Consider the following 16084-nt stretch of genomic DNA (forward strand, 5'->3'; position numbering starts at 1 on the left):
CGCTCAAAAAATTTGGAATAGATCCCGCACCGCATCGTTGTCCTCGCAAGACAGCACAAATTGGGAGTTCAAAAATGTTCGATGCAGCTATGGATGTCTTGCCTGTCACCAAACCCATGACAGTCCACAAATTGTCGGTCGCCGTTAAGGGACGGGTCTTATCCGCCGAAATCCGTATACCGAAAGTCACAACCCCCGGCCTGCCCCCTCTTGTTGCCCTGCATGGAATTTCACGTAAGGCAAAAAGCATTGCCGATGCGTTCTCAATCCCTTGCGACGCCAAAGGACAAATCCTGATCACGCCGCACTTCTCGCGCAAGCAATGGCGGCATTTTCAGCAGATCGGAACGTATCGCCCGGATCGCGCAATCCTGACGCTGCTCGATCTGGTGCAGCAAATGGGTTTTGCGTCGACCGAACAGGTTGACATCTTTGGGTATTCCGGCGGCGCACAGCTCGCGCATCGGTTTGCGATGCTCTATCCACAACGGGTTGCCAAACTGCATCTTGCGGCCGCCGGGTGGTACTGCCTGCCAGATCTGAAACAGGCTTTCCCGATGGGTCTTGCGCCTTCGACGAAACGGCTCAGGGCAAATGTACCTGCCCTGGCGCATAATCAACTGCGCAACTATCTGGATCTGAAGCTTCGGGTTTACGTGGGCGCTGAGGATCGCCATCGCGATGACGCGCTGCGCAAGAATCCCGAAGTTGATGACGTACAGGGTCGCCATCGGCTGGCGCGCGCGCGTCACTATTGCGATGCGTTTCGTATCGCAGCCACGGCACGCGGGATCACCCCGGACCTGACGCTCACCGAAATCCCCAATTGCGTACACAGTTTTTCCGATTGCGCGCGCGCAGGTTTGACCACGCTTGTTTGCAATTCATGAAATCCCCTATTCACAGGAGCTTAACGATGGATAGTTTTGACTTCAAAACCGCAAAATGGTGTTTTGCAACGCGTAGGATCGATCCAAACCTTGCCCGGGGTCTATGCCACGACCTGTCGATGACAATGCCGGGCGACCTCATTCTGGGGCGGGTGATGTCCATCGGCAACCACCGGCGCATTCAACTGCCCACTGGACGCCCTTCGATGCTATACGCCGGCGATCTCGTTGTTCTGCCTTGCGGTGCGCGATATGCACCCGACCAGTTCGAAGGCCTGGCGGAGCTAGACACCGCGGGCAGCGATATGCTTGCTGGCGGGGGCTGTATCGGACGCATGGTCCAACGCAACGAGCGCATCAAACCCCCAACCCGCATCCAGCCCTTGGGCCGGATTACATCACAAAACGGCATGGTCTTGAATACCGGCGATTTTGCCCTCTCTGCACATGCGACACCTGCCAAGATCCCTGTCATCTGCGTTGTGGGCACCTCCATGAATTCCGGGAAAACCACCGCCACGGCGGCTCTGGCCCACGGCCTGAAACAAGCTGGCTGGAAAACGGCAGTGCTAAAGGGCACCGGCACCGGCGCCTTTGGTGATTACAATGCCTATGTCGACGCCGGAGCGTCTTATGTGGCTGATTTCACCGATGCGGGTATGGTGACGACCTATCTCGAACCCCTGCCCCGGATCATCGCGGGCATTGATACGCTTCTGGGCGAGGCAGAGACGCGCGGCTGTGATATCGCGGTAATGGAATTGGCGGACGGGGTGTTCCAGCAGGAAACCGCAGCCCTTCTGGCCGACCCAGAGGCGCGGACCCGGTTTAGCAAGTATCTGTTTGCCTGCGCCGATGCCGTGGCTGCGGCCGGGGGCGTGGCAGAACTGGCTCGCAACGGGATCCGCCCGATCGCACTGACGGGAATGTTGTCCTGCTCGCCGATGGCGGTGGACGAGGCACAGGCCGCCACGGGCATTCAGGTCCTGACCAAGGGTCAGTTGCTTGATCCCGCCTATGCGAACACTCTGGCGGCCAGAACCGGGGTACGTCGCGCCCCGCAAGCAGCATGAAACCTCCCCGCCTCTTCGCCGCCCAACGGGGTCGCCTGCTGGGGTGGATCATTTGTTCGACCCTGGTGCAGGCCGCCGCTTTTGCAGTGGTGGCCATCGCAACGCGAAACGTCTTCGTTGCACTCCATGCCGGAACAGGCCTCCCCGTTTTCTCTATTCTGAGCGTAAGCCTCGCAGGGGCTTGTGCAGCTCTGACGCAGGTGATGTTCCGCAACCTCGCCGAGCATCTGGGGCAAGACTATGCCAGGGACGTTCGCCTGAGCCTGTTCGATCACGCCAGCCGCAGCGATCAAAAGGACCTCGACCAGAGGCGCATGGGCTATCATATCCTGCGATTTACCGGAGACCTGACGGCGTTAACGGGCTGGCCCGGCCTCGGTTTGCCGCGCCTCGTGCAGGCCGCCATTCTGTTGCCCGCCTCGACCGCTGTGCTGATCTATCTCGATCCGCAATTCGTCTGGGTGGCGCTCTGCGTGATCCTGCCCTCCGCCCTTTGGGTCGCCCTCACGCAACGCAAACTCCTGCACGCGCATCGCCATCTGCGCAAACATCGCGCCCGGCTTGCTGCGGATGTAACGGAGCGCCTGCCGGTTGCGCCAAAACTCGCGGCGATGGGACGCCGGAAGGTCGAGAGGAACATACTGGAGCGTCGCGCCACAGAGGTGATGCAGGCCGCCCGCTTTTGCCGCCGTCTTTCTGAAACCAGAAAGTCGATCCCAGGTCTTTCAGCGGCTTTCGCGGCCAGCGCAATTATGTTGCTTGGCAGTCTGAACGGGTTTCCAACAAGCACAATCGCAGCCGCGCTTGCCGCGCTTGGCCTGATGATACGCCCCTTGCGCAACCTGACGTCCTCAACCGACCAAGCGGCGAAGTTCCGCGCGGCCCACAGCAACCTCACCCGCGCATTGCAACGCCCGTTGGCCCCAAAGGGCGACAGGAAAGCGCGTCTGCACCAGAAACCGCAATCAGTTGAGCTAACACCCGTCGAGGGTCCTGCTCTGAAATTGGCCGCCGGTGAGTCTGCCGTTGTCCCGGCTTCCCTCATCGATGAGATCGAGAATGTTCTGACAGGAAGTTCTGTCACCAAGGATTTCTCGCTCAAGCTGGGCGGTAAGGATGTTGTGGAGCTGACACCAGGCAGCCTACGCAGATCGGTTGGTATTGTGACCGAAAATCCGCTGATCCTGAAAGGAAGCTTGCGGCGCGCCATCACCTTGGGGCTGCGCCCCAGGCCGTCAGACGCAGCTATCCTGCAAACGGCCGAGAAACTTGGCTTAAAGGACACTCTGTCCGAAATTGGTGGGCTTGACTTCAGGCTGACCGAGCGCGGCACCAATGTGAAAGCAGATCACCGCCTTGCGATCTCAATCCTGCGATTGGCGCTGCAGCAGCCTGGCCTGATCCTCATAAAAGATGCGGCTCTGTTGCGGAGCTTCGAGAGCGCCGAACATTTTCAGCAATCGCTTAGGAGTTAGGCCTCCGTCTACGCAGGCGCGCACCGCGCAGGTGGCGATCCCCCTGCCCTCAAAACTGGCAGACAACCAATAGCCGATATCCGTAGCACCGTTTTCACCGGGAATGTTGCGCAAGTTGCAAAGCCCCGCCAGAGTCCCGTCCTGCAACAGACCGCAATTCAGTTCGCGCGCCTCTGCGATCCCGGCCTGCCGCCTGTCAGTCGAGGTTAGGCTATCCTCGACCGTTTTGGTCATGTCCAGCTAGCCAAGCCACTCGTGCAGATGTGCCCAGTTGGCCTCAATTAGTTGGAAAAGATCTACGGCATCCCCGCGCCCAAGGGGCCGTATGGTGGTCCCCTCTCCAAGATCAAACTTTATGACTATCTCAACCATGTTGCGCGTCCCGACCACAATGGATTGGCGACCGGTCTGTGAGCGGTCGCCAGTATCTTCAACAAAGCACCGATCAGCGCGAGGTGCGGCCTAACGGATCCAGTTCATCGCGCAGCCAGTCCCCCAGCAGATTGAGCCCCAGCACGGTTAGCATGATCGTGACACCAGGGAACACCGTCACCCACCAGGCCGTCTGGATGTAGTTGCGTCCTCGGACAGCATACCGCCTCAGGTTGTGGTCTGAGGATTGGCACCCAGACCGAGGAAGGTCAGGCTGCTTTCCAAAAGGATGTTGTTGGCGACGTTGAGCATCAGCAGAATGATCAGCGGCCCCAGCGCGTTGGCCAGGATATGCCCGAAGATGATCTTGCGATCGCCTAGCCCATAGCTGCGTGCCACCTGAACAAATTCACGCGCGCGTAGCGACAATACGCTGCTACGCACCAGCCGGGCATATTGCACCCACTGCGAAACAATCATCAAAATGATAATCCGGTCAACCCTCGGCCCCACAATGGCGATCACTGTAATTGCCATCAGGATAAATGGCAGCGCCAGCTGAATATCGGCGAAGCGCATGATCAGCGTGTCCCAGAGCCCCGATAGCCCGCCAACAAGCCAATCACCGTACCAAGCAACACCGCACCCGCTGCTGAGAAAATACCAACAGTGAACGACACCCGACCACCCAGTATGACCCGCTCCAACAGCCGTCGAAACGCTCAAGAAGCAGACCAGCTGTGGGCGTGTATTCAACCACCTGGAAGGGGCCGGCGCCGACGGGGTGCATGTCGAAGGTCTCTTCTCCGACCTCTTCGATATCTTGCGGCGGCACAATCATGGCGCCTTAGCCGGACAGTTTTGTAATCAACACCGAATCGGGCTGGTTCATCACGAAATCAACTGTGTAGTCATCGACCACTTCGATCGCCTCGATAGAGGTATAGTTGGCCCGCTGCGGACCGGCGGTTCCGACCTCTCGCAGGAGTCGCTGGAATTTGCAACGCACGGCCTCGGCGTTGAAGGGCTCGCCATTTTGGAACACGACGCATTCGCGTAGATGGAAGCGGATGCGGGTGTCATCGTCCAGAAACTCCCGGCTTGGGGCCAAGCCCGGTGCAAGCTCGAGATCTTCATTGCGCAGCACTAGGCCGTCGAAAATGCTGCTCGCGACCGAGCTACAGGCCACGCGGAAGGTGTCGATCGGGTCAAGGTTCTGCGGATCGCGCGATTGGGTGACGGTCAGAACGGTCTGTGCGTCGGCGTTGCCGGGCGCGACAACCGGCGGGATGGCAAGTGCTGCAACAAGCGGAATGCTGTTCCTGCGGATTCTTCTCAGAAACTTGGCAAGATAAGAGGTCATTCAATCTTTCCTGTTATGTGATTTTTTCGCGGTAACATCTGCGGGATGTCGGATTCCTGTTGGGCCAGTTACAGCCCCTCGAATCCTTCGGTTCCACGGGCCACGAGATGGCCCTTGGCAACTTCTTCCAATATCAGGATCGGAAGTTCATTACCGAAGGCGCTTGTGGCGCTTGGAATCTCGCCCTCGAGCGGCTTGCGGTTGGGCTGGTTGCCGGGATCAAGCACGGGCACCGCCGCTTGTAGGAGTGCCTGGGATTTTCAAGAAATCTGCTTACGGGTGCCGATCTCGACGATTTGGCCCAGATATATGACCGCCACGCGATGGCTGACACGCTCAACCACGGCCATGTCATGAGTGATAAACAGATAGGCCAGGCCCTGATCAGGTGCAATTGCAGAAGCAGATTGACAACCTGAGCCTGCACCGACACATCCAGCGTCGAAACGACCTCATCAGCGATGACAAGGTTGGGTTTGCAGGCCAGCGCCCGGGCGATGCAGATATGTTGGCGCTGCCCGCCTGAAAACTCATGCGGATAACGGTTGGCCCGATTGGCTTTCAGCCCGACCTTTTCCAGCAGATCATAGACATAGTCGCGTACTTCGCTCCCTGTGCCGACGATTTCGTGGAACCGGGAAGCTGGTGTTCTTGATCGGCCCGGAACCGGTCCGCCCGTGCCATCGCCTGAACGACGCGCGGGTCGGCTCTGGCAAATCGAAAACTAGCTTAGGCGGCAAGCTCCGCATCGCTCGCCTTGGTCCATGCGAGTGGGACGGCCATCGGATCGATCGGCGTATTTGCGATGTGATTTGTGTAGTTTGACATCATTTTGTGAGCCCTGCCGAGAATGACTTCGAAAATCTGTTGCTTGGCGAATCCGGCTGCAAGAAACGTTTCGACGTCTGCGTTCGCGACGTTACCGTGCCCACGAAGCATTTTCAGCGTAAAGCTGCGCAGAGCTTCCAGTCGCTCGGTCGGCAAAGAGGTCTCGTCGCGCAACGCGTTGGTAATTTCATCGTCGACTTTGATCATCTTTGCGACAGCGGCATGGCCTGGAACGCAATATGTGCAGTTGTGTTCCACGTTGATCGTTTGCCAGATGACGGTGAGTTCATCCTTGTCGAAGCTGCTTTGCTGAAACAGTTCGCCGACAACCTGATATACCTCAAGCAGTTCCGGCGAGTCGGCCATCACAGCATGCAGGTTCGAAACAAACCCCAGTCTTTCCATGGAACCTGAAAGAGGCGGCTTGCTCGCCTCAGGTGGGTTTGCTTCATCATAATATTTGAATTCAGTCATGATCGCCTCCTTGTCTCGGTTTGCGCAGAAGCTGCGCCATGCATATGTAGAATCTGAGCGATTGCTCGAGACGGTCCTTATGCCGTCGTCGGACAACAAAACCGTTTTCGGCAAGGCGCGTTTCTATTTGGACGCGATCCGACAAGAATTTGCGTACCTCCTGCGCCAAGCGGTGCAAGCTGGCGAGTTGGACGCCGAAATCGATAGCAACAAGCTGGCGATGTGGCTTCAATCTCAAATCAATGCCCTGTGTGTCGAAGCTCAGCGAGACCCCGACGAGCCCAGGCTATCATGGCTCGCGCAAGAGATTATCGACCATCTGGAGTCTTTTCGACCGTAACCTGCCAGCGGGCGGCTGCATCGCAAACGATGTTCTTAACCCGCCGCCACCCAGCCCAAATCTACAACTACGCTCAAACGAATATGCACTGGCGGATTAAACTTGTTGTGAGTCGCGAAGGAAAGGCAAAGGCCCGAATCCGCTGATCCGGGCCTTTCGCTTCGGCTTGAGCGTCGGAAGGCTTACTTCTTGCCCGCCACGATCCGGTCCAGGATCAGCGCACAGAAGAGGATTGCCAGACCCGCGAGGATGCCCTGACCAGCGGCGGCGTATTGCAGCGCCTCAAGCACATCCTCGCCCAGCCCCTTGGCGCCGATCAGCGAGGCGACGACCACCATCGCGAGCGACATCAGGATGGTCTGGTTCACGCCCGCCATGATCGTCTTATGCGCCAGCGGCAAGTCCACGCGCCAGAGCAGGTAGCGGGGGGTGGCGCCAAAGGCCAGCGCCGCCTCGCGCACGGTCTCGGGCACCTGCTGCAGGCCCAGAACCGTGAAGCGGATCACTGGCGGGCTGCCGAAGATCATCGTGGCCACCACGCCTGCGGGCTTGCCCGAACCGATGAAGGCCACAACCGGGATCAGGTAGACGAAGGAGGGCATCGACTGCATGAAATCCAGAATGGGCCGCACGATGGCAAAGGCGCGCGGGCGGCGGGCGCAATAGATGCCCAGCGGAATACCCAGCGTGATCGAGATCAGCGCCGCTGCTCCTAGCAGAGCGATGGTGGTCATCGCCTTTTCCCAGAAATCCAGAAGACCCAGATAGGCCAGCGCCGCGCCGGTAAAGATCGCCACGCGGGCACCCGCCGACAGATAGGCCAGCATGATGATCACCAGCGCCACCACCGGCCAGGGCGTATCAACAAGCAAGACCTCGATCCAGTCGAGCAATGTGCGCATGCCATAGGTCAGCCCATCAAAGAACCCGCGCCCGGCGGTCTTGGTCCATTCGAATACCGCCTGCACCCCATCGCCAACATTCAATCGCCAGTCACGATTGGTGGGAAAGGTTTTGAGAACAGCAACGGCGTCGGGCTGCGCGAATTTGATCGTGGTCAAAACCACAACCGCCGCTGTCAAAACCGATGAGATGATCAGCCGTGGCTGGGACCAGCCATGCGCAACCGAGTGATCGGACCGCCAGCGCGCAAATTGGCCCTCAAGCGTCCAGTTGGCAAGCGAGGCCGCCAGGAACTTCACCGCAAGCAACAACACGACGCCGACGAACAAATAGGTGAACCCGGTTGAGTCGGCACCACGCGCGGCTTCCTGAGCGCCCGCCAGAGCGCCTTCCAAAGATTCCGCAGCGCGCTTCAGCGAGTCAAGCGAGGCTGCTCCCGATTGCTCCGCCGCCGCAATCTGCTGGCGTCGCAGTTCCAGCGTCTGCTCGATCTGCGCAGCGCGTTCTCGGAAGTCACGCCCCAGATCGCCAAAGATGCCCAAACCGATCTGAATATAGGCCAGCGTCTCCAAAAGCAGGAAGCCCAGAAACCAGGACCACAAACCGCGTGCCCCGAACCAGATCGGACCCAGCAGTGCCGCAGCTTTGTTCAGCGTGAAGCGATAACCAGGTGCCTGCATCATATAGGAAAAGGTCTGCTGGTAGTACTCCTTGCCAGTGCCCACAAATTCCCCGATCAGCCCGTTCAGGCGGTCGGCGGTTTCCGGTTTGATCTGTTGTTCGTCAACATGTTGCATGTCCGCCTCCTTATGCCTGGCTGTCCTGAATGGCGCGGATCAGCCCCGCGCGGTTGATCACGCCCACGGTCTTGCCCTCCTGCGTCACGGCGACGACGCCGTGGCCATCGACGCAGAGGTTCATCAGGTCCGACAGGTCCATCTCCGGATGCGCCTCTTTCGCGTCCTCGGGCACCTCGCCGTGATGGGCCTCGAACTCGTCTACCGGTTTCATCACCGAATGGGCGAAGATCATGTTGAGCTTGGAAATCCCGGCCACGAAATCAGACACGTAGTCGTCGGCGGGGTTCAGGATGATCTCTTCGGGCGTGCCGATCTGAACGATGCGGCCATCCTTCATGATCGCAATGCGGTGGCCGATACGGATCGCCTCGTCCAGATCATGGGTGATGAACATGGTGGTCTTGTTGAGCTTGTGGCTGAGCTCCATGAACTGGTCCTGCAACTGCTTGCGGATCAGTGGGTCAAGCGCAGAAAACGGCTCGTCCATCAGCAGAACCTCGGGGTTCGAGGCGATGGCGCGGGCCAAGCCGACGCGCTGCTGCATGCCGCCCGAGAGTTCATGGGCGTATTTGTCTTCCCAGCCATTCAGTTCAACCAGTTCCAGCACCCGATCGGCCTCTTCCCAGCGCCGTGCCTTACCGGTGCCGCGGATTTCCAGCGGCATGGCCACGTTGTCGCGCACGGTGCGGTGCGGCATCAGACCAAAGTTCTGGAACACCATCGCGACGCGACGGTTGCGCAGATCGCGCAGCCCTTCGGCGTTCAACCCCATCACATCATCGCCATCCAAATAGATATGCCCATCCGTCGGCTCAAGCAGGCGGTTCACATGGCGTACGAGGGTGGACTTGCCCGAGCCCGACAGGCCCATGACACAGAACAACTCACCCCGCTCGATCTCGAAGCTGGCATCGGCCACGCCGACGACGCAATTATACCGGTCGAGCACCTCGGCCTTGCTGAGACCCTCGGCGTGAATGGCCTTTAACGCTTCCTGTGCCCGGTCGCCGAACACTTTCCAGACGCCACGCGCGTCGATTGCGATATCCGCTGTCATACTGGCCCCGCTGCTGTTGGTTTGGTTGTGTTGGACCCCGGCGCACCTGCGCCGGGGTCAGTGTCGGCTCAGTTAGTGTTCAGGCCCAGCCAGCCATCCACGATGTCGCCATTGGCGGCGATCCACTCGGCCACAACCTCGTCAATCTCGCGGCCCTTGACTACGACCTCGTAGGTCAGCCCGCTAAGCTGGCCCGCATCCATGTCGATATTGGCCAAGAAAGAGGCCGCCGCCGGGTTGCGCTGTTCCAGCGATTTGGAATGCGCCACCGTCACTGTCTTGACCGGCTCGCCGGTGCTGACATTGGACTTGTTGTACCAGTCGGCGTCCTGATCGGGTTGCACCATCTTGTAGGTGGCCGCGTCATGCTCGGGCTCTTCCAGAATGGTTACGTCATAAAGCGCGTGCACGTAATGCGGCGCATAGCAATAGAAAGCGGCACCCTTGCCCTGATCCACCAGATCCTTGAGCCGCGAGTAAAACACGGTTTCATCCTCGGTGGTCGGGGTCAGGAAGGTCTCGATGCCATAGTCGCGCACTCGCACTTTGAAGGTGTTGGTTGAGGCCCAGCCAGAGGCGCCGACCCAGACCTCGCCCATGCCGTCGCCATCGGAGTCGAACAGCTCCTGCGCTGCGGGGGTGGCCAGATCGTAGATCGATTTGATGTTGTGATCCTCGACCATGTAATTGGGCACGCAGATGCCAGCGCGGCCCTCATAGCTGCCTTCGGACAGAGCCACCGTGCCTTTCTGATCGACATATTCATCGGTGAACGAGGACTGGTTCGGCAGCCAGACATCCGGGTGCACGTCGATGTCACCACGACCGCCATCCATGGCGGCGAAGATCACCGCGTTGGCACCAGGCGCATAGCCCACTTCGCCACCCAGACGCGTCTCGATCACCTGGCCGATCACCCGGCTCATGATCTTCGCGCCGGGCCAGCTGGGCTCGCCCACCATCACCTTGTCCTGCGCCAGAGCGCCAGTAGCGCCAATGGCCAGTGCAAGCGTTGCGGTCAATGTCTTGAAATGTCTCATATACTCTCTCCTGTTAGGGTTTCTATCTGCGCGCTCAGGCGCGGGCCCGCTTGCGTTGCGGGTCTATAAAGGGGATGTCGGTGACCGTTCCTGACAGGCGCTTCATCCGCCCGTCAAGCTGGCCGATCTCCAGTTCCTTGCCTGCTTCTGCATGTTCGACCGACAGCCGCACCATAGCGATGGCGCATTCCAGCATGGGTGAGCGGGTGGCCGAGGTGACGATGCCGATCTGCCGCTCGCCCGCATAGACCGGCGCGCCATGGGCGGGTACATCATCGCAGGCCAGTTTCAGGCCTTTCAGAACCCGGCGCGGGTCGCGTGCGTTGCGTTCCAGGGCGGGTTTGCCAATGAACTCGTCCTTTTTCAGATCGACCGCAAAGCCCAGCCCGGCCTCGAAGGCATCCACATCCGGGGCGAACTCGGCATTGGCGGCGGCAAGCCCGGCCTCGATCCGGATGATGTCGAGCGCGGCGGACCCCATGGGGGTGATCCCGAACTCGGCACCCGCCTCCATCAGCGCGTCCCAGATCGTGAGCGCATCCGCCTTGGCGCAGAAGATCTCGTATCCCAGCTCGCCCGTATATCCGGACCGCGACAACATGAAGGGCGCGCCCTCGCGGTCGTTCAGTCGCGCCACCGTGACGCCGAACCACTTCAGGTGATCGAGAGCGGGCACATGAGGCTGGGTAAAGGCAAGCTTGCGCAGTACCTCGCGCGACTTTGGCCCTTGCAGCGCGAGATTCGGCAACGCGCCGCGCATGGCATGGACGCGCACCTGCAGCCCAAGCGTTTCGGCCAGCGCGTTCAGCACCCGTCCGCTTTCCTCGCTGCCGCAGCACCAGCGAAACAGGTCGGGGGCAAGACGGAACAGAGTGCCGTCATCGATGACAGTGCCACTTTCATCGCAGATCAGCGTATAGGACCCGCGCCAGACCGGCAGTTTTGCCACGTTGCGCGTGGTCGCCAATTGCAGCAGCTTTTCGGCATCCGGCCCGACGATGTCATATTTCCGCAACCCGCTCATATCCTGTAAGGTTACCGCCTCGCGACAGGCCCAGTACTCGCCCAGCGTCCCGTGCGACGGATAGCTGACCGGTGCCCAGAGATCGCGCGCGGGTGCGAAATGCTGGGTCAGCGGCGCGAGACGCTCGTGGAACGCGGATTCCTGACTGATCGACATGGGAGCGTCTTCCTTTTCGCGATAAGCAACTGCGCGGCGAACAGGGGTATCGGGCCGGTAGATGCGCACATGCACATCCGTAGGGTTCCAGCCATTGATCGGATCAATGTCATCGGGGCAGGCCGTCGAGACGCAGACCAGATCTTCGAGCGCACGCATGGCCACATAGTCGCCGGGGCGGGAATGGGATTCCGCCGTCATCAGGTGCTGGGTTGTCGGATCGATCCAGGTGTTCCAGAAGAAGTTGATCGCAGGCCAGGCCGAACGCCGCGCCACACCGTAGGGCGCGAGCGCCACGGACATGTTGTCCGAGCAGTTCACATGACCGGGAAAGCCGCGCTCTTCATAACCGCGCGCGGTGCAGGCCAGCCCGAACGTGTCATGCCGACCGCAAGTGTCCTGAACCACATTCAGGATGGGCCGCATCTCGCGGTCATAGAACTTGTCCAGCAACCCGGGGCCCGGAAAGGCGCGGCGCACCATAGAGCGTGTCGCGGTGGAATCGATCATCCACTCTTCACCCAGGTCGAGCCCGTCGGCGCGGAACGCCATGAAATCAGAACATTGCTGCCCCTCGACATCGATGATCTGAAGGATCTCACCCGCCTTGACCTGATACGCAAAACCGGTGCCACGCGGCACCGTGAATTCGTCGCGAACATCGCCCAGCGGGTCAGGCAGAAGGGCAGCACAGCTAGACGCAGGCCGGTGGGTCACAGAGATACTGCCGCCGCTGCCGCCTTCGATCAGCGTGGTGGCAGCGGCGGGCCGGATCAGCCAAAGACGTATCGGCTGGCTGGCCTTGAGGATGAGGGGAGAGGTGTCATCCGTCAGGTCACAACAGCGAACCGGTCCATCCCGGTAACCGCCATGGGCCGCCAGCCAGCCGATGAACCGCGCGCTGTCAAACGCGTCGGTAGCAAGCTTTTCATTTGCGACAAGACCCAGAGCCGCAAGGGCACAGGAGCCGTCTTTAGTGAAAGCCGCAAGTTTCAAAGGGGTCTGCGCCGATACACCCTCGATCGAAATCAGGTCGCCGCTGGCAAGCTCGATCAAGGCTGCTTCGCGCGCGGCCAGCATCTGCGTCCTGCCAGCCGCCTGCGGCGGGAAGCCTGGAAAGCGACGTCCCGGCCCTTGGAACCCGACGTTTGTGAATTCGTGCAGGACAATTGGGCGTGTCATGGAATCGGGTATTTGCTGGTTTGTAACTAGTTACACAGGTTGATGTAACTAGTTACATGTGTCAAGGTTTTCTTGATTGTGCAAAATAGTGGAAGACCGCACGCCGCATGGCAGGCACTCAGGATAAGAAACGCGCGAATCTGCGCGATGTGGCGAAAGCGGCCGAAGTGTCGGTTGCCACCGTCTCAAGGGTGCTGAATGCCCCGGATGCGGTCAGCCCGAAGACGCGGGAACGGGTCGAAGCGGCAATCCGTACATTGCGCTTTGTTCCAAGTGCTGCGGCGCGGGCGATCAATTCGGGGCGCACGCGCTTTGTTGGCGCGCTGGTACCGACCCTGGACAATGCTATCTTTGCGCGCTTTCTTGCCGCGCTGGAAAAGACGCTGGGCGCGCATCAACTGTCGCTGGTAGTGGCAACGACCGAGACCGCTCCCGGGGTCGAGGCCACCAAGGCAAAAGGGCTGATCGATATCGGGGCCGAGGGGCTGATCGTGACGGGCGTGTCCCACAGCGCGGAGTTTTATGCGCTGATTGAGCGGACCATGCTGCCCACCATCAGCACCTCTTACTACGATGCTGGCAACCAGATGCCCACAATCGGCTATGACAACGCCGCCGCGGCGCAGATTGCGCTGACCCATCTGGCCGAGCTTGGCCATCGCCGGATCACCGTTATCCATGGCAACGCCCGCAGCAATGACCGCACGCAGGCGCGGCTGAGTGGGCTGCGCGCGCTGGACCTTGGGCTGGAGCTGAGCTGTTTTGAGACCGAGATCAGCCTGCGCGGCGGGTCCGCCGTGGTAGAAGATATATATGCGGACAGTCCCCGCCCGGACGCGATCCTGTGCCTGTCGGACGTGGTGGCGCTGGGTGTGCTCTTTGGCCTTCAGGGACGAGGGATTGCGGTACCCGACGACGTATCGCTGATGGGAATCGACGATCTGCCAAGCTCGGCGGTTGCGGTGCCCGCGCTGACCACGGTACATCTGCCGGTCACCCGAATGGGCGAACGCGCGGCGGAGGCGCTGGCGCGATGGGTGGCACATCAAGAGGTGCCGGGGTCCGAACGGCTTCCGGCCTCGCTGGTGAAGCGGGACTCGACCGCAAAACGGGTGGCGCGATAGCCACCCGGCATGAGCTGTTGGGCTCCGGCGAAGTACACGGGAAGGAACTATCTTTGCAACAAAGCCGTTTTCAATGCCAAAGCCGAAACTGGTGACGCGGTTGAAGGCCGACGCGCCACAGTCTGGCTGCCAACCTCATGACCGATACATCAACGCACCGATCACTCCGATAGCGGCAATCGCTAGGAACAGTTCCGCCCCGTGCGAATGCAAGGAGCCATCAGCGTGGGCGAAGACCGGGGTTGCGGCAGCAATAGCTACCAGGGTGGAAAGAGGGGTTTTCATATCTCTATCTCCTGTTTGCGTTGGTGAAGAAAGTCGCGGATATCCAGAACGGATTTTTCATCCATCGAAACATAGACCAGCGACATATTGGTGCGTTCCTGGACCATCTGGCCCGGAAACGGCAGGTAGCTGAGTTCTCGCGAGCCAAAAGACGGTGAGGCCGTGCCAACCTGCCAGTCGGTTTTTAATTCGACATCGATTAGCTTCAACGCCTTGTCGCCATCCTTGGATGGGCGCTCGAACGGGACGCCGGCCAGTTTCAGATAGCTGGTCTTGTCCGAGGCTTGCAGGAACCCGTCGATGAACTGGGTTGCCAGAACCTGCAGATCCGCTGCCTCGTCTTCGTGGTGCATATGGCTGTGCAGATGGTCGCCATGGGCGTGGTTGTGACCGTGGCCGTGATGAGCGTGGTCATGCGGGTGGTGATCATGTGGCATTGGACCACCTCCGCCCTTCGAATTCGCCATGCGGGATGGAAACCGGCTTGTCGATGAACTTCTTGTGGGCGCCCATCTTGCCGTTCGACACCAGCGCGCCCAGCACATCCACGATGACGCGGGTGCCCATCAGGGCGGTGATGTCCGAGGTGTCATAGGGCGGGGAGACCTCGACCAGCTCCATGCCGCAGATACCCTCGGCGGCGATGCCCGAAGCCAGCGCCAGCGCTTCGCGCGGCAGGAACCCGCCCGGTTCGGGCCAGCCGGTGCCCGGCACGAACCCGCAGTCAATCGAGTCAATGTCGAAGGACATATAGACCATGTCGACGCCATCCCAGGCCATCTCCAAAGCCATTTCGATGGTTTTGTCGACGCCCATCTTCTCCATGTCGCCCATTGTGATAATGTTGGTCTCGCGCTCGCGCGCCACTTTCACCGCCTCACGGGGGACCTGCCAGCCCCCGATGCCGATCTGCACGAGGTTCTTGGCCGGAACATTCGGCAGGTTCGTCGAATGGAACCACGGTGTCGTGTGCATCCGCTCGTCCAGGTCCTTTTCCTGAATGTCGGCGTGACGGTCGAAATGTACGATACCGATTTTCTTCGAGGTACACTCGGCTATTCCGCGCACGCAAGGGAAACCGATCGAATGGTCACCGCCGATCATGATCGGCAGCGAGCCCGAGCTGAACACGTGTCTGACCGCGCGGCTGATCTGATCAAAGCTCTTTTCGATATTGGCCGGGATCGTAAAGACGTCCCCCGCATCGCAAAGTGTCATCTGTTCCCGAAGATCGACCCCGATCTCATAGTTGTACGGCGTGTAGAGTGCCGAGATTTTGCGCACGCCCTGCGGGCCGAACCGCGTGCCGGGGCGGTAGGTGGTGCCGCCATCGAAGGGAATGCCCAAAACGGTGGCATCATAATCGGCCACTTCCAGAACATCCTCGGCATAAGGCGCCTTGAGGAAGGTGTTGATCCCCGCGAAATGCGGCAGTTCTCCGCGCGCGAAGGTCGGGATGGACTTGTCATCAATACTGTCGGCACCGGTCAGGCCCATGCGCAGCGCCCAGCGGCGTTCCTCGTCCCAGCGGCCTTCGGGCAGGTCCGCCTCTTTCTGCATGGCCTTCCAGCCCGCCAGTTTGGTTAGGTCGGGGTGGTGCTGGCGCTTTTCGCGCCGTTCCATTGTTTCGCGCAAGTCCATCGGGTGATGTGACCTTTTACGCAATTGATCCGAAAACACAGTTTGTCTCCCAAATCT

Annotated in this window: 17 protein-coding genes and 1 pseudogene; 5 read left to right on the top strand and 13 right to left on the bottom strand. The window is 60.0% G+C overall.

The genetic code is table 11. From position 1 onward, the window contains the following. Positions 1–74: 74 nt before the first annotated feature. From Q5Y75_RS08725 to Q5Y75_RS08735, 3 genes are read left to right on the top strand one after another with little or no spacing between them, the layout of a single operon-like run. Entirely contained in the window at positions 75–890 is an 816-nt protein-coding gene (locus Q5Y75_RS08725) for an alpha/beta fold hydrolase (protein ID WP_306196339.1), read from the top strand. Positions 891–916: 26 nt separating this feature from the next. Then, positions 917–1963: a DUF1611 domain-containing protein gene (locus Q5Y75_RS08730; RefSeq protein WP_306196341.1), complete on the top strand. Its 1047-nt coding sequence runs from the start codon at positions 917–919 to the stop codon at positions 1961–1963. After that, entirely contained in the window at positions 1960–3438 is a 1479-nt protein-coding gene (locus tag Q5Y75_RS08735) for an ABC transporter transmembrane domain-containing protein (protein ID WP_306196343.1), read from the top strand. Before Q5Y75_RS08730 ends, Q5Y75_RS08735 begins: the two co-directional genes overlap by 4 nt. Here the strand turns inward: Q5Y75_RS08735 and Q5Y75_RS28465 are convergent. From Q5Y75_RS28465 to Q5Y75_RS08760, 6 genes and pseudogenes are all read right to left on the bottom strand, one after another. Continuing rightward, complete coding sequence (locus Q5Y75_RS28465) at positions 3328–3672, bottom strand: GNAT family N-acetyltransferase (protein WP_371933240.1); 345 nt, start codon at positions 3670–3672, stop codon at positions 3328–3330. The genes Q5Y75_RS08735 and Q5Y75_RS28465 overlap by 111 nt on opposite strands. Positions 3673–4038: 366 nt before the next feature. Continuing rightward, complete coding sequence (locus Q5Y75_RS08740) at positions 4039–4647, bottom strand: ABC transporter permease (RefSeq protein WP_306196345.1); 609 nt, start codon at positions 4645–4647, stop codon at positions 4039–4041. Positions 4648–4657: 10 nt separating this feature from the next. Further along, on the bottom strand, positions 4658–5173 hold the full coding sequence (locus Q5Y75_RS08745; protein ID WP_306196346.1) for an ABC transporter substrate-binding protein: 516 nt from the start codon (positions 5171–5173) through the stop codon (positions 4658–4660). A 68-nt stretch (positions 5174–5241) separates the two neighbouring features. Next, the gene (locus Q5Y75_RS08750; protein ID WP_306196348.1) at positions 5242–5400 is read right to left on the bottom strand and encodes a hypothetical protein; all 159 of its coding nucleotides are present in this window, start codon (positions 5398–5400) and stop codon (positions 5242–5244) included. A gap of 281 nt (positions 5401–5681) precedes the next feature. Further along, positions 5682–5891, bottom strand: a pseudogene (locus tag Q5Y75_RS28470) (hypothetical protein); the annotation flags it as partial. 11 nt (positions 5892–5902) lie between these two features. After that, positions 5903–6475 carry a carboxymuconolactone decarboxylase family protein gene (locus Q5Y75_RS08760; RefSeq protein ID WP_306196350.1) on the bottom strand — a complete coding sequence of 191 codons (573 nt, stop codon included), beginning with the start codon at positions 6473–6475 and terminating at the stop codon, positions 5903–5905. Between Q5Y75_RS08760 and Q5Y75_RS08765 the strand changes: the two genes are divergently transcribed. Then, entirely contained in the window at positions 6474–6815 is a 342-nt protein-coding gene (locus Q5Y75_RS08765) for a hypothetical protein (protein ID WP_306196353.1), read from the top strand. The genes Q5Y75_RS08760 and Q5Y75_RS08765 overlap by 2 nt on opposite strands. Positions 6816–6997: 182 nt before the next feature. On the opposite strand, the gene Q5Y75_RS08770 is transcribed toward Q5Y75_RS08765, so the two are convergent. The 4 genes from Q5Y75_RS08770 to Q5Y75_RS08785 form a co-directional block, all read right to left on the bottom strand. Next, on the bottom strand, positions 6998–8515 hold the full coding sequence (locus tag Q5Y75_RS08770) for an ABC transporter permease (RefSeq protein WP_306196354.1): 1518 nt from the start codon (positions 8513–8515) through the stop codon (positions 6998–7000). Positions 8516–8525: 10 nt separating this feature from the next. Next, on the bottom strand, positions 8526–9575 hold the full coding sequence (locus Q5Y75_RS08775) for a quaternary amine ABC transporter ATP-binding protein (protein ID WP_306196356.1): 1050 nt from the start codon (positions 9573–9575) through the stop codon (positions 8526–8528). A 68-nt stretch (positions 9576–9643) separates the two neighbouring features. Further along, entirely contained in the window at positions 9644–10615 is a 972-nt protein-coding gene (locus Q5Y75_RS08780; RefSeq protein ID WP_306196357.1) for an ABC transporter substrate-binding protein, read from the bottom strand. Positions 10616–10649: 34 nt separating this feature from the next. Continuing rightward, entirely contained in the window at positions 10650–12977 is a 2328-nt protein-coding gene (locus tag Q5Y75_RS08785) for a DUF1989 domain-containing protein (protein WP_306196359.1), read from the bottom strand. 107 nt (positions 12978–13084) lie between these two features. Here Q5Y75_RS08785 and Q5Y75_RS08790 point away from each other — a divergent pair, with 107 nt between their 5' ends. After that, positions 13085–14101, top strand: coding sequence for a LacI family DNA-binding transcriptional regulator (locus Q5Y75_RS08790; RefSeq protein WP_306196360.1), 1017 nt, complete (start codon positions 13085–13087; stop codon positions 14099–14101). Between the two features lie 135 nt (positions 14102–14236). Here Q5Y75_RS08790 and Q5Y75_RS08795 read toward each other — a convergent pair whose 3' ends face one another. Genes Q5Y75_RS08795 through Q5Y75_RS08805 form a run of 3 tightly spaced genes read right to left on the bottom strand, consistent with a single transcriptional unit; the run spans position 14237 to position 16027 of the window. Next, positions 14237–14386 (bottom strand): hypothetical protein, encoded by a 150-nt coding sequence (locus Q5Y75_RS08795; RefSeq protein ID WP_306196361.1) that lies wholly within the window; start codon positions 14384–14386, stop codon positions 14237–14239. Next, the gene (locus Q5Y75_RS08800; protein ID WP_306196363.1) at positions 14383–14823 is read right to left on the bottom strand and encodes a hypothetical protein; all 441 of its coding nucleotides are present in this window, start codon (positions 14821–14823) and stop codon (positions 14383–14385) included. Before Q5Y75_RS08800 ends, Q5Y75_RS08795 begins: the two co-directional genes overlap by 4 nt. Beyond that, on the bottom strand, positions 14813–16027 hold the full coding sequence (locus tag Q5Y75_RS08805; RefSeq protein WP_306196365.1) for an agmatinase family protein: 1215 nt from the start codon (positions 16025–16027) through the stop codon (positions 14813–14815). Before Q5Y75_RS08805 ends, Q5Y75_RS08800 begins: the two co-directional genes overlap by 11 nt. Positions 16028–16084: the final 57 nt, after the last annotated feature.

Source organism: Ruegeria discodermiae (assembly GCF_030758345.1).
Taxonomy (GTDB): Bacteria; Pseudomonadota; Alphaproteobacteria; order Rhodobacterales; family Rhodobacteraceae; genus Ruegeria_C.

Coding starts and splice junctions, on each gene's coding strand:
- Q5Y75_RS08725 (WP_306196339.1), top strand. CDS start 75: ATGTTCGATGCAGCTATGGATGTCTTGCCTGTCACCAAACCCATGACA.
- Q5Y75_RS08730 (WP_306196341.1), top strand. CDS start 917: ATGGATAGTTTTGACTTCAAAACCGCAAAATGGTGTTTTGCAACGCGT.
- Q5Y75_RS08735 (WP_306196343.1), top strand. CDS start 1,960: ATGAAACCTCCCCGCCTCTTCGCCGCCCAACGGGGTCGCCTGCTGGGG.
- Q5Y75_RS28465 (WP_371933240.1), bottom strand. CDS start 3,672: ATGACCAAAACGGTCGAGGATAGCCTAACCTCGACTGACAGGCGGCAG.
- Q5Y75_RS08745 (WP_306196346.1), bottom strand. CDS start 5,173: ATGACCTCTTATCTTGCCAAGTTTCTGAGAAGAATCCGCAGGAACAGC.
- Q5Y75_RS08765 (WP_306196353.1), top strand. CDS start 6,474: ATGATCGCCTCCTTGTCTCGGTTTGCGCAGAAGCTGCGCCATGCATAT.
- Q5Y75_RS08760 (WP_306196350.1), bottom strand. CDS start 6,475: ATGACTGAATTCAAATATTATGATGAAGCAAACCCACCTGAGGCGAGC.
- Q5Y75_RS08770 (WP_306196354.1), bottom strand. CDS start 8,515: ATGCAACATGTTGACGAACAACAGATCAAACCGGAAACCGCCGACCGC.
- Q5Y75_RS08775 (WP_306196356.1), bottom strand. CDS start 9,575: ATGACAGCGGATATCGCAATCGACGCGCGTGGCGTCTGGAAAGTGTTC.
- Q5Y75_RS08780 (WP_306196357.1), bottom strand. CDS start 10,615: ATGAGACATTTCAAGACATTGACCGCAACGCTTGCACTGGCCATTGGC.
- Q5Y75_RS08785 (WP_306196359.1), bottom strand. CDS start 12,977: ATGACACGCCCAATTGTCCTGCACGAATTCACAAACGTCGGGTTCCAA.
- Q5Y75_RS08790 (WP_306196360.1), top strand. CDS start 13,085: ATGGCAGGCACTCAGGATAAGAAACGCGCGAATCTGCGCGATGTGGCG.
- Q5Y75_RS08795 (WP_306196361.1), bottom strand. CDS start 14,386: ATGAAAACCCCTCTTTCCACCCTGGTAGCTATTGCTGCCGCAACCCCG.
- Q5Y75_RS08800 (WP_306196363.1), bottom strand. CDS start 14,823: ATGCCACATGATCACCACCCGCATGACCACGCTCATCACGGCCACGGT.
- Q5Y75_RS08805 (WP_306196365.1), bottom strand. CDS start 16,027: ATGGACTTGCGCGAAACAATGGAACGGCGCGAAAAGCGCCAGCACCAC.